Annotated in this window: 8 protein-coding genes; 1 reads left to right on the top strand and 7 read right to left on the bottom strand. The window is 56.2% G+C overall.

Annotation, left to right across the window (positions count from 1 at the left end; translation table 11 throughout):
• Positions 1–13 precede the first annotated feature (13 nt).
• The 7 genes from P40081_RS39315 to loaP all read right to left on the bottom strand — a co-directional run bounded on the left by P40081_RS39315 (position 14) and on the right by loaP (position 15,810).
• On the bottom strand, positions 14–5,302 hold the full coding sequence (locus tag P40081_RS39315) for a type I polyketide synthase (RefSeq protein WP_231575342.1): 5,289 nt from the start codon (positions 5,300–5,302) through the stop codon (positions 14–16).
• Positions 5,303–5,306: 4 nt separating this feature from the next.
• The gene (locus P40081_RS12725; protein WP_042141021.1) at positions 5,307–6,056 is read right to left on the bottom strand and encodes a polyketide synthase; all 750 of its coding nucleotides are present in this window, start codon (positions 6,054–6,056) and stop codon (positions 5,307–5,309) included.
• 5 nt (positions 6,057–6,061) lie between these two features.
• Positions 6,062–7,324 (bottom strand): hydroxymethylglutaryl-CoA synthase family protein, encoded by a 1,263-nt coding sequence (locus P40081_RS12720; protein WP_042135870.1) that lies wholly within the window; start codon positions 7,322–7,324, stop codon positions 6,062–6,064.
• A 19-nt stretch (positions 7,325–7,343) separates the two neighbouring features.
• Positions 7,344–12,776, bottom strand: a complete 5,433-nt coding sequence (locus P40081_RS12715) for an AprA-related methyltransferase (RefSeq protein WP_052421794.1) — start codon at positions 12,774–12,776, stop codon at positions 7,344–7,346.
• A gap of 3 nt (positions 12,777–12,779) precedes the next feature.
• Positions 12,780–13,547: an enoyl-CoA hydratase/isomerase gene (locus P40081_RS12710; protein WP_042135868.1), complete on the bottom strand. Its 768-nt coding sequence runs from the start codon at positions 13,545–13,547 to the stop codon at positions 12,780–12,782.
• Complete coding sequence (locus P40081_RS12705; protein ID WP_042135866.1) at positions 13,544–14,803, bottom strand: hydroxymethylglutaryl-CoA synthase family protein; 1,260 nt, start codon at positions 14,801–14,803, stop codon at positions 13,544–13,546. Before P40081_RS12705 ends, P40081_RS12710 begins: the two co-directional genes overlap by 4 nt.
• Before the next feature lie 422 nt (positions 14,804–15,225).
• Complete coding sequence (gene loaP, locus P40081_RS12700; protein ID WP_042135864.1) at positions 15,226–15,810, bottom strand: antiterminator LoaP; 585 nt, start codon at positions 15,808–15,810, stop codon at positions 15,226–15,228.
• A 276-nt stretch (positions 15,811–16,086) separates the two neighbouring features.
• Here loaP and P40081_RS12695 point away from each other — a divergent pair, with 276 nt between their 5' ends.
• Entirely contained in the window at positions 16,087–16,449 is a 363-nt protein-coding gene (locus tag P40081_RS12695) for a DUF3221 domain-containing protein (RefSeq protein ID WP_042135863.1), read from the top strand.
• Positions 16,450–16,671: the final 222 nt, after the last annotated feature.

The following is a 16,671-nucleotide window of genomic DNA, read 5'->3' as shown; positions in this document are numbered from 1 at the left end:
TCGTGATCCTCCTTTAGGCGTACGATTCCCAGATGATCGGTTCGCTCTCCGCTTCACCCGGCTGCGAATCGTCAGTCCCCTCAAGCCCGGTGGTGGCGCCCGGCCCTCCATCCGGCTCCATAGCCGGCAGCGGCAGCGGACGGCGGAGCGCATCCGGCCCGCGAAGCTCCTCCCAGCCTTCGAGGATGATATGCGCGTTCGTGCCTCCGTCCGCAAAACAGTTCAGCGCTGCGGTACGGGGACCCGCCCACTCCTGATGCTCCCTGCTGAAATAAAAAGGCGAAGCGCCGATATCGAAATGCTTCATCGGCGTATGGCCGGACAGGAACGGAACATACCCCCGGCGGTCCAGCATCAAGACAAGCTTAATCAAGCCGGCGATGCCTTCTGCACACAGCGGATGTCCAATGTTGGGCTTGGCAGACCCGATGCAAAGAGGCGGTCCGCCTGCCTTGCGGTACACGGCTTGGGTCGCCTTCAGCTCCAGCAGATCGTTCACCTCCGATCCTGACCCGTTCGCTTCGATGTAGCCGATCTCCTCCGGCTGCTTGCCGCTCCGGGCCAGTGCCTGGCGCATCACTTCTGTCTGCGCCGTATAATTCGGCGCGGCCGGTCCCGCTGTCCGTCCGTCATTGTTCACGGCAACTCCCTTAATGACCGCATAAATCCGGTCTCCGTCTATCAGCGCTTGCGCTACAGGCTTAAGCAGTACGATTCCTGCTCCTTCCGACAGCACCACGCCACTCGCTTTCCCGTCGAAGATATGGAATTGCGGCTCAGGACTCAGGATGCCGCGCTGCCGGAACAGCCGGTGCGATTTATCGGATACGAGCAGACTGACACCGCCGACAAGCGCGCATTCGATCTCGCCGGCAAGCAGTGCCTGTACCGCCACGTTCAAGCCGACGAGCGCCGACGAGCAGGCCGTATCCAAGACCACACTCGGACCCCGAAGGTCAAAATATTGCGAAATGTTAGCCGCCAAATAGTTCGTTCCGACCGCCAGAATCGGATTCCGGGCCTGGAGCAGGCTGGCTTCGTCCGGCTCATGCCGGCTCCGCGCGCCGATATAGACTCCGATGCTGCGCTCCTTGATCTCCTCCGGCACATAGCCTGCATGATGCCATGCCTTCAGGCTCTCCTCGAGCAGCAGCAGCGCTTGAGGGTCCATCGCGTTCGCGTCTTCCTCGGACAGGCGGAAATGTGATGCAGGCATCGTGCGCGAACAGTCAAGCAGCCCTGCATAATCAGCTGCTCCACCCGTCCAGTTATCCCGGGTTACCGTTCGGATCGCCGACCTTCCCTCTGACAATAGCCGCCAGTAGCCGTCCGGTGTCTCCGCTCCCGGGAAACGGCAGGACAGGCCGATGACCGCGATATCGGCCGGCCCCGTTCCTGTCCTCACTGCCGTGGCAGGAACGGGGTCTGCCTTTGGTGCGGGAGTCGGTTGAACCGGCTGCTTCTCCCGGCCGTTTAGCGTCGCTCCGAGAATACCCTTGTCCTTATCCGAAGCTTCTTCTTCCGGATTCGTTGCTGCCCCCAGGGAGAACGATGCGCCGTGTTTATCCGCCAGCCATTCCGACAGCAGGCGGATAGTCGGATATTCATATAGTACCGACGGGTCCAGATCAATGCCGGCCGACTGCCGTACGGTCCGCAGCACCTGGGCAAGCATTATGGAATCGACGCCGTATTCGGTGAACGGCGTATCGGGATCAAGCCGCGACTGTGCAAGCTTCAGTTCCTTCGCAAAGATGCCGGTCAAGAGTGCCGACGCGGAATACAGAAGGCCTTCTCTCCCGTCTTGTCCGTTATTATGGGCCGTCCCCTGCCGCACAGGCTGAGACTGCGGTTCCCCCTGCCCGCTTCCCAGGCTGCGCAGCAGCAGCTGTTCCGGCTTCCAGCGCTGCGGATCGATGACGGCCGGCAGCACGACCGGTCCAAGGCCCCGGGCTAGAATACGATCCAGCAGCCTTAAGCCTTCGTCATTCGTATGCGACAGCAGACCACTTTGCCGATAGATCCGGCTCTTCACTTCGCCTATGCCCGTTTCCTTCCAATTGGGCCACTGGACGCTGACAACCGGGATTTCCCCGCGCCATGCCTGTGCCGCGTAATCCATATAAGCATTCGCCATTGCATAATCACTCTGTCCGGATGCAAGCGCCGGCACAATGGACGACACGGACGAGAACAGCATGAAGAACTGCAGCGGCTCGCTTTTCATGCAGCGGAGCAATACATCCAGCCCCGCTGTTTTTGGAGCCAGCACCTCCCGGATGCCGCTGCCTGATTTCCGGATAAACGCCGGCGTCTCCTGATCGACGATCCCGGCGCAATGAAGCACGCCGCCGATCCGGCCCCAGGCGGCTCTGACTTCATCGAAGCAGCGGCGTACCGCCTCCTCATCGGTCAGATCAAGGGACAGCACTTTCACCTCGGCCCCCAGTGCCTCGAGCTCTTTTACGGCCCGGATTTTCCGCCCGATCGCGCTGTCTGCGTCCGCCTCATATGCCTCCCACTGCTGACGGGGCGGAAATGCTTCCCGCCCCGTCAGCACCAGCCGCCTAACACCCCGGCGGTTGACGAAGTGCTTCGCACAGAGCGCCCCTATGCCGCGGGTACCCCCGGTAATCCACAGCGTTTGCCCTTCCGGAAACGAGACGGGCGTAGCTTCTCCGCTATCCATAGGCAGCTCACCCAAGCAGGCGCGGTACCGCGTCCCGCTTAGGTAGCGCACCTCGGCCTCCTCACTATCCGCCAGCAGCTCGGCGGCAATCGTCTCCGCCATAAAAGGCTCACCGCAATCCGGCCCGAAGTCGACATGCCTTGAACGAAGATGACTGTATTCGCTCTGCAGCATCCGGTACAAGCCGGCCCGCACAGCACCCGGCAGATTGGCCGGGCCATTCTCCGCCTCCAGCCCCCGGGTTACGCAGATCAGCGTCAGACCGTCCCGGCTCCCGAATTCGACCAGCCGCTGAAGCCAGGTTATCCAGTCTTCCGCCTCACCGCTCCGCTGCTTCCCGCAGCCGATTAAATCAATGAGACCCGAATAGGCCGCTTGCTCCGGTGCGGGCTTGTCCAGCTCGCCGCACAGCTGCTCGGGGCAGATGATCCGGGCCGGAGCAAGCTTATGCGACAGCAGCAGCGCTAATGGCTTCGTCTCCTCCGACGCCAGAATGGCGACCGTTCCACGGTTGCTGCCCGGCTCTGCACGGAGAGGGCAAGGCTCCCATTCCTTCCGCAGCATCCGCAGGCTGCGCCCCGCATGCGCGTCTTCGCCATTACGCTGCACCTCCTGCCGGTGCTGTTCCGCCGCCGCGATGCCCCCGGCACCTTGTACAGGCGGCAGCCAATACCGTTCCTTCAGGAACGGATACGTCGGCAGGCTGATCCTCCGGGGCTTGCGGTCCCCATACCATGCGTCCCAGTCCGCCGCCGCCCCTTGCACCCACAGCTCAAGCGCCGGCTTCGCCTTCTTTTGCCGGATACAGCGGTTCATCAGGGGTGTCAGCTCCTGCTCCAGCAGGCGCCGGTCGGTGAGTGCGCGGCCTGTAATCATACCGTCTCCCCCGCCAGCAGACAGGTAACTGTTCAATGCATCAATAACCGCTTTTCTGGAATCCGCCTGAAAAGCAAGCCGTACGTCCATTGCATCACGGCCAGTCTGCAGCGTATAGGCAACATCGGCCAAATCGATCTGCTCCCGGGAAGCGACCACAACAGCCAGGCTTCGGGCGCAGTCCGCCAGCTGCTCACCGCTTTTGGCAGACAGCACGAACAACGGCTGAACGCCCGTCCCGGCGGAAGGTCTCTTGTCGGTATATTCCTCAAGGACAAGATGGGCATTGGTTCCGCTGAAGCCAAACGAACTGACCGCCGTGCGGCGCGGCGCACCTTCGCGGCTCTCCCAGTCCTTCGTCTCCGTATTCACATAGAACGGCGAATCTTCGCAGGAATAATGCTCATTCGGCACCCGGTAGTGCAGCGTCGGGACGAGCTTCTTGTGACGCATAAGCAGCACGGCCTTCTGGATGCCGGCGATGCCGGCTGCCCCGGATGTATGGCCAATATTGCTTTTCACGGAGCCGATAGCGCAATAGCCTTTACGGTTCGTTCGTCCCTTAAATACGGCCGATATTGCCTCAAGCTCGATCGGATCGCCCAGCTTGGTGCCGGTTCCGTGCATCTCCACATAACCGATGCTTTCCGGATCAATGCCGTATTTCTCATAGATATCCCGCACAAGCTCCATTTGGCTGCTCAAGCTCGGCGCGGTGATGCCGTTCGTTCTCCCGTCCTGGTTGATGCCCGATCCGAGAATGACACCATGAATGGAGTCACCGTCCGCCTCTGCGTCTCCCAGCCGTTTCAGGACGATGGCGCCGACTCCTTCGCCGGGTACGAACCCGTTGGCACTGTTATCGAAGGCTTTGCACTGCCCGTCAGGTGAGAGCATGCCCGCATCGCACATCGAAACGTACGTTTCCGGGGTCAAATATAAGCTCACGCCGCCGGCCAGTGCCATATCGATTTCCCGGTTCAATAACGCCTGGCAGGCCAAATGAACAGCAACAAGCGAGGAGGAACAAGCCGTATCAATCGGAATCGCCGGCCCCTTCAGGTTCAGGTAATAAGCCAAGCGGGCGGCCGCTATGGCGTGGCTGCTTCCCGTCGTATGGGCAAAGCCAAAGCCGGAAGACATGTCCGCCTTTCCTCTCTCTCTGCACAGCGCCCCATATTCGCTGCTCATGATGCCGAGATATAGACCGCACTTCATGCCGTCCAGCCGCTGCGGGCTATATCCGGCGTCTTCAAACGCCTTGTACCCTTCCTGCAAAAACAACCGGTGCTGCGGATCCATCCATTCCGCTTCCGTCGGCGATATATGAAAAAAGAGCGGATCGAAATCCGCAAAGTCTTCGAGCATTCCCAGCCATTTGGCATATATTTTTCCTTTTTGAGGATGCGGATTGTAGTAGTTGCCGGTATTCCAGCGTGACGGGGGAATCTCCTTGACGGAATTCCTTCCCGCCGACAAATTGTCCCAATACTGCGGCAAATCGTCAGCCTCCGGATATTTGCCGGACATTCCGACAATCGCGATGGCTTCCCGGCCGGCAACCGTCCGGTCCGCAGGCTTATTCCGCCGCCCGTCTATGTTCGTATACGATTCGGCTGCGGCTGTCTGTCCTTTGCCGGATGCCAGAAGCGCCTTGGCTTCATCCGGCCGGATTTCCTTTCGCATCAGCGCCTGCAATATCTGTTCCGCATTCATCGGCATTCCCTCTTTTGCCATAAATTCAATTCCCGAACAAGTTCATAATCCGGTCCCGCACTTCATCCTGAAAGAACGTCTTGGTGTGCATGTCAAGCTCCTGTTGCACAACTTCCGGAAGCTCCCTGCGCAAAGAAGCGGTCAAATGGTCTTTGAGCGTTATTAAGGATATTCTTGGTTTCTCCGCTAACTGTCTGGCTACGCCGTACGCATGCTCCAGCACTTCATTCCTTGGCAGTACAGGGAACGGAATACCTCTTCTCTGCAGCTCCGCGCCCCGATAGCTGCCTGCGCTGAGGAGCATTTCCTGCGCCAGGCTCATGCCCAGCTTACGGGGTACGATCAGCGTGGAGCCGAAGCCGGGCGTAAAGCCGTATTTCATAAAATTCGTATTGTATACGCTTTCCAAACTAAGAATGACTATATCTGAAAATAACCCGAGCACGAATCCGCCGCCAATTCCGTGACCCTGCATGGCGGATATCACCGGAATTTTGCAATTTAAGGCCAGGCTGTACACATCGAGATCGGTGAACCGGGCGCGGCCTTCATGAAGGCTTAGCAGTGACTCACGGGTACCGCCGGAGGCGAAGTAGCTATCGTATCCGGTCAGAATGACCGCTTTGCCGTCCGGATTGGCATCGATCTCCGCAAAGGCCGACCGCAGCCCGGCGATCAGCTCTCCGGAGAACATATTCCGGTTAGCACGGTCCTCCATCGTAATTTGGAAAATGCCTGCTTCCGCTTCATCCAGCCGAACGACCGAAGAGAACATTGCCATCAGCCCCCCCAGCTGTATTCACGGTGATAATCCCGGACCTGCACAAGCTCCAGCCGGCCTTTGCCCCGCAGCGCCTGCCAAGCCTCCGGGATCAGCTGTGAATGGGGCTTCGCATTACGGGTTCCGAATTTGATCGCCTGCGTATCCCGCAAGAGCTCATCGTATTCCGCCATTGACAGCGGATAACGTTCGCCCAGCGCCCGTTCGATGCCGAAACGCCGCTGCCGCCGCTGGCCTTCCGCCGTCACGACACCGCTATAAAACTCGGAGCAGCATCCCGAGCCGTAAGAGAAACAGCCGATTCGCCCCGGCGTCTCGAAGCTGCCCTGGTCGATGGTGCCGGCGAGAGACAGAAACAGGGTCGCACCCATAATATTGCCTACCCGCTGGCAATAGCTGATTCCCGGCATGACACGCCGGAGGAAATCCTCCTCGATTTCAGCTTGACCCGCCTTCGCTTCCTTTCGCATCATGGTGCGGTGGGCACCCTTGACCATTCCGCCGAATGGCGTATGGCTGGCCAGATACTGGAACGTACTCCGGTAATCCGCGCCGATTACCCGCTTTTTGTATTCCTGGAACGTTTGCTGGCAGCAATCCAGGTAGGAGAGCAAGGATAGATCCACATCGCCCGCCTCCGTATCCGGAACAGGGCGGCAGGTATCCATCACTTCATATCCGTAATAACCGTTCGCTCCGATATCGGCTTCGAATACAGCCGGATTCTCGCCGACCAGCACCGCTGCTGCACCGGAGCCTCCGCTCGGTTCAGCGAACGACCAGTCCGCCCCTTCGGCCTCGGCAGCGTCAGCTGCCGAGAACCGGGAGATGTCCGTCGCGATCACCAGCGCCTTGGCTCCGGGCGAGGTTTGCGACAATACGAAATTGACGGCCATCTGGAATCCTGCTGTACCGGAATAACAGGCCTGTTTGATTTCGAATAGCCGGCAGTTCCGGCTTAAGCCCAAATAATGATGGATGTAGGTGCTGAGCGATTTGCCGAAATCGATGCCCGATTCCGTGCAAGTCACAAGCAGCTCTATCCGCCCGATCTCCTCCGGTGTCATATCATCGAGGAGCGGTTTGGCGGCGTTGACGCCGAACGTAACTGCATCCTCGTAGGGCATCGCCACCGTTTTTTCCTTCACCAGCAAATTCTCGAACCGGGAGGTGTCCAGGCTGCGGAATTTGGCCAGCTCGAGAACATCCAGGCTGGCTGACCCGCCGTACACATTCATCGCTTCGATTCCAACCGAGACCATCGTATCGCACTCCCATCGTTTATTTTGAAGCTTCCGTATAGCGAAGCTGCTGCAAGTAATGACCGGCTTGGCCGCTGTCGAGCGTCCCCGTGTATACCTTTTCCAATATCTCGTCGACCGACAGCTCGGCCTCAGCCGTGCCCGCGTTAGGCGGACCTTCCTTTTCTGCCTGCGTTTCCTGTACGTATTCCGCAAAATCATACAGTGTCGGATAGGCGTAGATTTGGGTTGCCGTTATTGCTGTACCGAACAGGCGGTTAACCGTCTGAATCCATTCCACGCCGATGACCGAATCCAGCCCCAAATCAACAAATTTCCGGGAAGGATCAATCTCTTCAGGCTTCATATACAAAGCTTCCGCCAAGCTTAAAGCCAGCTGCTTCAGCAGATCTGACGGCCCTGCGGATGGGGCGGACACCGGCGGGTGAAGGACCGCTTCTTCCTTCGGCAGATCAGCAATATGCCCCTCGGATGATGCGGATATCAGCTGAACCAAATACCCGGAAAAATCCCGTAGTGTCGGATACTCGTACACTTTCGTTGCCGGAATTTTCGTGCCGTACCGTTTGTTAAGGGTCTGAATCCATTCGACCCCGATAATCGAATCCAGCCCGAAATCAACGAACTTCCCGCCCGGGTCGATCTCGCTGCGCTTCATGTAGAGCGCCTCAGCCAAGCTAAGTGCCAGTTCTTCCTGTAACACGTGCTCGTTACCGGCTTCGCACAGGTCCGGCCTGCGCTGCGGTTCCCTGCTGCTGGACGCTCCGGCAGTAGGGGGCAGCAATTCGGAGGAAGGCTTGAGCGAGATGAACGGTCTGGAACGGTCTGCCGCTTGTACGGTGCTCTTAGACCCGTATTCGGTTACCGGCCGCAACGCTGTTATCCCCCGCAGCTCCGAAACTTCCTGCGTGCGGGCGTCAGCCGTTGAAGCCGTCTGCGGCTCTACATGCTGCTTTGCCGAGGCCGGAGCGGAGACCGCCGGGTATGAACCGGACTCGTACCCAACCGGCGCAGTGTCCGGCGCTTTCGGCTGCTCCGAGGCCACTTTGCCCCTTCTGTCACCAATCCAATACCGCTCCCGCTGGAACGGGTAGGTCGGCAGTCCAATCCGGGGAACGGGAACGCCGGCGTACATCGCCTGCCAATCAAGATCGTAGCCTGCCGCGTACAGCTCCGCCAACGCATGAAGGCCGTTCTCCAGGGCCGCGCCCCGTACCGTTTCTATTTCCCTGATAATGCCCTTTCCCAGCTCTTCGAAGAGCGGTTGACGGAGGAATTTCCCATTCACACCAAGGTGCCCGGCACTGAAATACCCGCCCGAATCGCGTCCTTCAAGCAGCGCCTCGAGCTTATCCTTCATGTCTTCCCGGCTCTGAACGACGAAGGCGGCCCGTGCCCCTGCGAAATGCTCCCTGCCGTTCAGCAATGCGGCGCATACTTCGGCGATCCGGTACGATCCTCCATTCCGTTCGAGCCATAGCAGTAAATCTCTCGCCCGGTTCAGCAACGCTTGCTCCGATTTAGCGGATACGCACAGCAGTTCGTGCGTACGGTCCAGCGGGGACAGAATCTTCCGCTCCGGCGCTTCTTCCACCAGCACATGGGCATTCGTACCTCCAGACCCGAAGCTGCTGACGCCTCCCCTACGCAGCGGATGACCATCCGGCAAAGGCCAGGACTGCTGCTCCGAGGCAACAAAGAAGGGGGACTGGTCCAGCGAGCAATGCGGATTCAGCACATGAAAATGCAGTGAAGCCGGAATACTCCGGTTCCGCATGCTGACCACAAGCTTAAGCAGCCCGGCGATCCCCGCAGCTCCCTCGAGATGTCCGATATTCGTCTTAATCGAGCCTAAACCGCAGTAAGGCTGCGGGGAATCCTCCGTTTTACCGCCGGACAGCCTGGTGAACGCCTCCTTCAAGCCGCCGATCTCCACCGGATCACCGAGCGAAGTGCCCGTTCCGTGCGCTTCGATATAGCCGACCGTTTCGGGAGCAAAGCCAGCCTTAAGAAGAGCGGCGGCTACCAGATCGGCCTGCTTGGCCGGATTCGGAACCGTAAGTCCGCCGGCCTGGCCTCCATGGTTAACAGCCGTGCCTTTGATAACGGCAAGGATGGTATCCTGATCCTGCAGCGCTTGATCAAGCGGCTTCAGCAGCACCATGCCGGCTCCTTCCCCGCGCACGTATCCGTTCGCTTCGGCATCGAACGTGCGGCAGGCGCCGTCCTTCGACAGCATCCCCGCCTGGTAATAGGTGATGCTGTTGGCCGGGTGGCACATCAGATGGATGCCGCCCACAAGCGCCTGCCCGCATTCTCCATCAGTCATGGAACGTAAGGCCTCATGTATGGCTACAAGCGAGCTGGAGCAGGCCGTATCAATCAACAGGCTCGGACCATGCAGATTAAAATAATACGAAAGGCGATTCGGCAGGGCCGCCATAGAAGCGCCGGGTCCGTAGTAAACCTCGTGCTTATCCAGCAGCCTCTGATAATCAGAGCCGCTGGCCCCGATAAACACACCCGTATCGCTACCGGCCAGCTCCTTGGCCGGATAACCTGCGTGTTCGAAGCATTCCCAGGCAAGCTCAAGCAGCAGACGCTGCTGCGGGTCAATCCATTCGGCTTCCTTCGGGGAGATCCGGAAAAACGAAGGATCGAAGCCCGAAATATCGTCCAAAAAACCGCCCCTATCGATCCCCCTATGGGATTGAGCCGTATCGACGGAATCCGGCCACTCCCATCTGCCGTCCGGCATACGCCCGACGGCGTTTCTTCCTTCCTGCAGCAGCTCCCACAGTTCTTCCAGATTGGACACGCCTCCGGGAAACCGGCAGGCGGCGGCAACGATAGCGATACCGTTATCCGGTGCCGCTTCGCCTTTCCCGGCAGCAGCTTGACGCAGGTTCCCGCTATCCGTGCAATCCGGAGCATCAACGGGCTTCACAGCGGCAACCTCCTCTTCGGTTTGCGGCTCCCGGGCGGCAGCCTGCTCCTCCAAGTAAGCAACGATGAGCTGCGGCGTATTATATTGAAAGAAAAAGGCCGGCTCCAATCGGACAGAATACTCGTGGCTGATCCGTTCGTTCAGCTCCAGCAGATCCGCCGAATCCAGTCCCATCTCCATCAAAGGCTGGTCCATGGAGAATTCTTGACCGCCCCCCAGGACGAGACCGATAACCTTCGTCACGTAGTCGCGGATCAAGCCGTTTCGGGATGGAACATTTCTGGCCGGCAGCGGCATCTTCGTCGCGGGTAACGCTTTCAATTCTTCAGGCGAAGGCGATTGTGCATGCTTATGCTTCTGCTTCTGCTTCTGATGCCGGTGCTGCAAATCGTATTCGATCCAGACGCCTTGACCCTCGTTCGCAGTATCGAGCGGCCGGTAGCCCGGTATCAATTGCTTGATCTCCGCCCCATGCCATTCGTGAAATCTTAAATTCGGGTCCGCCGGGCTGCCATGCTCGTTGCGCAGCCGGATATAATCCTCCAGCGGGACCCCGGTATTCCGCGAGTAATTCTTGCACCGGGTAATGCCTGCTACGGTATGCACTCCGCTAATCAGGCTGCATCGCAGCAGCATAAATTCCAGCAGCTGGTCCCCCAAATTCCGGTGCTGCATCCCTGGCAGAATGTTCAGTCCAAGCAGCTGGACTACCGGCCCATTCTCTTCTTGCAGCTCTTCCAACCGGCCGAAGGAAGCCTGCCTCAGCTGCCCGGATGCTCCAATTCTCTGGGAGTACACCGCTCCGGCTATTCTCCCATCCACTTCAAGGACAAGCTGACCCGCCGGGTCCTGCTCCCATCTGCTCAGGATGGAGGAGGGCGGCGTCCGTAGATCAGGCTCCCAGCATGCCTCCTCCAGCTCCTCTAGAGCCGGCATATCGTCCAGACGGGCATACCGGATTCTATAGTCTCTCCGTTCGAACCGGTTCAAGGTAATACGGCCGAAGGGCATCGTCTTTGGGTATTTGCGGAAATAATTAGAATCCGGAAACAAGCCCGCCTCGGATGCGGCCATTAGAAACTGCTCTGCACCTACAAGAAGCTGCTGGGAGAAAGCGTGGTAGGCATCGAAATGCAAGCTTTCGCATTTACTTATATAATCGCGTACAGTCCGCGTCTCCAGGCCGTGTACCTCCAGGATGATTATACCGTCCTTACCCATGACGGATGCCCAGCGTTCCAGATGCTCCACCAGGCTTTGAAACACGTCGGTTCCCGGAATTTCATTCCCTTCCGAATCGGTATACGGCTGGTCGAAACGGACCCGCGAGCGGGCAGCGGCCGACACCTGATCTGCCGGTGGCAGGTAGGGGCGGTCATGATCGAGAAACGAACGGACATGCAGAATATGCTCCGGGTCCCCGATCCCCAGCTCCCTCAAATCCCGGATCACCTGGGCCGGATCGCCAATATTGCCCTTGAGTACCAGATGCTCCGTCCCCTGCAGGGTCAGGCTTGTCGCATCCAGCGCCTTCCCGTTATAATCGATGCCGATCAGCTTAAGCGGATATTCCTGCAAATGCCGGCCCCGGACCGTTTTATCCCGGATGATGGCATGCATCTTCTTCAGCAGGGAGCCGTCCCCGCATCCCATGTCGGCGATATATTTCGGCTGCTCCGCGAGCGGCTCACGGTTGAATATCGCCAGGACGATTTCCTCCATATCGGAGAAATATTTCTCATGCTGAAATCCGCTGCCCACGACATTCAACGTCCGGTCGATATGCAGCTCATGCCCTTCCCCGTCATGTCCGAAGACCGCCCTGGAATCCCCGAACAGAATCTCGTCCATACTCATGAGCATCGGCCGGTAGGCGGCCATCGCCGCGGTAATGAAAATACGGTCCACCATAAAGCGGCCCGTATCAGTCAGGCAATCCTCTTCCTTAACTTGCGCCAGCCAGCCGTGATGTGAAAAGTAACGCTTAATCTCCTTACGGGTGCGCGCCCCCATGTTCTTCAGCAGCAGCGTGTTGCTTCCGTCTTGCCCGTAGCTTAGCTGGCCGTTTTCTTTCAGTGCCAGGAGGAGCGGAATCACTAGCAAGCCGTCCATAAACCGGGCCATGACCGGGTTCTGCATATCCCACTGCCGCTCCGACCGCTCGATCCAATGCTCCAGTGTGAGCTTGGATGGGTTTCTTTTTAAATATGATTTCATCGGAAATGACAACAGCGGCACGCCTTCCTCCCGCATCTGTTCATGAACATCGGCCGAAGCCGTGCGGATATAAGCATCCCCTTCGCTTCTCTCCACCCAATGCATCGATTCAAGCATGTTCAGCGCGATGCGTAAAAAACCCTTGTTGGCGTTCAGTTTCCCGGAAAGCTCCTGAAAAGAAACCGGGTCCGTCAAGGACAGCTCCGCGAAAAGTCCCTGCTTGCTGCATGCTGCAATGACGGGAATGGCTACATAGCCATTACTATAATCGTTCAATATCGTCAGCATAGATTATTCGTCCTCCCAAGGAAATTGTCCCTTCTCCACATAGCGGTAAATCTTCTCCAGATTCCGGGGGTCCGCGAAAATCTTCTCGTTAGCCGCCAAAGCTAACGGTTTGGATGTCGTCAATATCCCGCGCAGCTCGTTCATATAGGTTTTGTAATGCGCAATCGCGGGTTTCGGCAGCTTCTTGAGCCGGAGTAAATGCCTGCGGAGCAGCATTTCGCTGTCCGGGCCGTACCCGTCCACAATCCCCCACGCATGCGCTTCCTGTACCGGAATCGGCTTCGTTGTGAGGGTCATGTAATGAGCCTTCTGAAAGCCCGTCCGCCGAATGAGAAACGGTAATACGCAAGCAGGAAAAAGCCCGAACAGAAGCTCGGACAAGCTGAACTCCGCCTTCTCGTCTGCCAGCACGATATCGCAAGCGGCTGCGAAGCCTACCCCTCCGGCGTTCGCTTTGCCTCTGACATGGGCAATCGTAATGAATGGACCTGTCGCCAGCTTCTGCCACAGGGCATACAAAGGCTCCGGACGATTCCCCAGCGGCTCCCCCGCCGTCAGCTTCGCATGTATACCCTTGAAGTCAGCACCTGTGCAGAAAATACCGTCCATGCCTTCCAGTACAATGACCGACGCACTTTCCTCACATTGCGCCAGCGCGTGTGAGCATTCTTCGACCAACCGGTCGTTTATCGTATTGCCGGCTTCCGGACGGTACAGCTGAAGATAACAGACCTGCCCCTCAACCCGGACCTTAATCGTGTCATAGTTCATGAGGTCCACCTGTATTCCCGGTGATATTCACGGATTTCCTCCAGAACAAGGCGTGCACTCCCGCTTGCAGACTTCAGTGCGCCGGGCAGTACTTCCGGATCAATCTTCAGATTGCGTGTGCCGAACCGAAGCGCGTTCGCAGGCTGGAACAACGATTCATATTCGTCAATCGATAGCGGATAACGCTCATCGAGCTGTTGGCCGATCATGAAACCGCGCTGAAGCTCCTGTCCCTTAGCTGAAGCAACTCCGCTAAAAAATTCGGAGCAGCAGCCGGAGCCGTAAGAGAAGCAGCCGATTCGGCCCGGCGTATCGAGACTTGCATGATCGATCGTACTCGCCAGCGAGAGCAGTGCAGTCGCGCCCATAATATTGCCTACCCGCTGGCAATACACCATACCGGGCCTAACCCGCCTTTGGAAGTCCGCTTCAATTTCAGGCGGCTTCGCCTGGGCCAGCTTCCGCATCATCGAACGGTGGGCGCCCTTCACCATTCCCCCGAAAGGGGTATGGAAAGCGAGATATTGAAAGGTCTCCCTGTAATCGGCTTCCGGCACCCTTTTTTTGTACTCCCGGAATGTCTGCTCGCAGCAGTCCAGATAAGACATCAAGGATAAGTCGGCATCGCCGGCTTCGCTGTCGGGAACCGGGCGGCAGCTGTCCATTACTTCATAGCCGTAATATCCGCTCGCCCCTACGTCGATCTGAAATACATACGGACGGGAGCTGACCAGCACAGCAACAGCGCCGGCCCCGGCACTCGGTTCGGCGAACGACCAATCAGCCGTCAGCACCTCCCCCGGCTCCACAGTCATGAAGCGGGAGATATCCGTCGCGACAACGAGCGCCTTCGCACCCGGTGATGCTTGGGACAGCACGAAGCTGATGGCCGTCTGCAGGCCAGCGATGCCTGAGTAGCAGGCCTGCTTGATCTCGAATAACCGGCAGTTCCGGTTCAGACCCAAATAATGATGTATATAGGTGCTAATCGACTTGCCGAAGTCGATGCCTGATTCCGTACAGGTGATAAGCAGTTCAATCCGATCCTTTGCTTCCGGCGGCAACGCATCAACTAGCGGCTTCGCCGCATTCACGCCGAAGGTGACCGGATCTTCGAACGGCAGCGCGACAGCCTTCTCTTTCATCATCAAATTGTCGAACCGGGTTGTATCCAATCCGCGATGCTTGGCCAGCTGCAGCACGTCCAGAAAGGCGGAGCCTCCATAGATATTCAACGCTTCAATTCCGACAGGCATTCTATTCCTCGCCCTCTCTGCTTTAAGTTTCTTCCTATCTGCTAAGACATATAGCCGTTTTCATTACGCTAGAGCCCGGTCGGGCAGCAGCGCATGACGAGCCCCATCCGTAACGCCTTACGCTTCCAAATCATACTTATGGTGACAGAGCTGCTCGCCTCCTTTCCTTTGACAGGGCCCCCTTAGGGTTCATTGCCGGACGATACTGCCGCATTCCCCTTTCCCGGACAAAATAAAAAGACCGGACACAGGTGTGTCTAGTCTTTATATATATGTATTGAAATTTGGAATTCATAATGTCGACAGCTTCGCCCTTTCATGCTTCCTTCCGGAAGGCACTACCATTTCTATCCTATATCCATCGGTTGCCATATAACGTGCCGAAACATCGGTTATACAGCTTCCGGTTTCATTAGCTAAAGTTATTCCTGTACAAGATTCGTTTCCGGCTCCAAAAGGATAATTCCTAAATCGATCGTTCTCCCGCCGCCCAACAACTGAAGACTGACCTTCGCGCGCCTTTTGCGTTTGTCAACTTTGGTGACGAGCTCCTCTTTTCCAGTTAAGGGGCCCGACACGACATTCATACGGGAGTTCTCAAAATACACCCTAGAATTCTCCGCCACATCGTCATGATCGAGCAGCCCCAATATAGGACTAATCTCATCTTCCGGTATTTGCTTAAAATACTGCTCCTCAGAGTTCTCCAAATCATTCATAGCTTGGTGCTTATAGATAAGATCCTTGCGGCTGCAGTAGTTTAATAACCGATAGACATGGGGGTTCTTCTGAAGGATATAATAGGTAGAGTAATTCATTTGAGTCTGGATGAACACATAGCCCGGAAATAACAGTCTTTCAATTAAATCATATTGACCGGCTCTTCTTTCCGAAATTTGCTTCTTGGGAACGACGCAGCGGAGCATCTCTCCGGAAAATAGCCGCTGCAGAGATGACTTCACACGGTCTTCGCAGCCGTTTCGAACGAATAATACGTACCAGCTCATAATATCCCCCAATAGTAAAAGATTAGAGACAGGCGGACTTTCCGATGAATGAATGCCCAAACTTGTTATAATCAACATATTAGAAAAGAAATTATATAATTGCTATTTTACTCATTATATACCAAAGGTTAGGAGTCTTCAACGATCAGTTACTAGAATCATTGCGCTATTTCTAATTCTTCATTTATTTGCAGCATTTGCTTCTGAACATTCTGATGTTAACAGAAATCCAGTATATATCCCTCATCAAATGTCATAAATTAAAAGGAGAAATCAATGGTCCAAAAAAACACTATCTTTAAAAATACTATCCTTAATAAAATTCCTATCTTAATTTTCATTTGTTTGTTCTTGCTTACTTCTTGTAATAAGGATGCTGAAGTATTTATTGGAACTGTACACACAATAGATATAGAAAATAAAAGACTGCTAGTTATATCTGGCTTAAAAGAAGAGGATTTGAAGAAGAGTTACAAAGAACTTCTCAATTCTAGTGAATACGCTAAGATCATTTGGGTGAGTAAAGTTTCTCCCTCTAGATTCAAACAAGGTGATGAGATTGAAATAACCTATACCGCGAGCGATGATTCTTATCCGGCACAAGTAACTGCCAAGAAAATCACTAAAATTAGTAATTGATTCAATAAATAAAATCCAGCAGATCAAAGCATCGTTTTTAATAAGAAGCGGTGCTTTTTGGTGTGAGACTAAAGCTACTCACAACCACTATTAGTATTTCGAGAGAGCTGCTCCACACAAAAATTCCCGATGAGGGAATTGCCTCACCGGGAATCATTAAATATTTCTCCTATTTAAAGCACTTGGCAGAATCCGATGCGAAAGTACTCATTTTAATGAGTC

Origin of the sequence: Paenibacillus sp. FSL P4-0081 (assembly GCF_000758565.1) — a bacterium.
Classification (GTDB): domain Bacteria; phylum Bacillota; class Bacilli; order Paenibacillales; family Paenibacillaceae; genus Paenibacillus_AQ; species Paenibacillus_AQ phytohabitans.
This window is presented reverse-complemented; position numbering and strand designations above follow the sequence as displayed.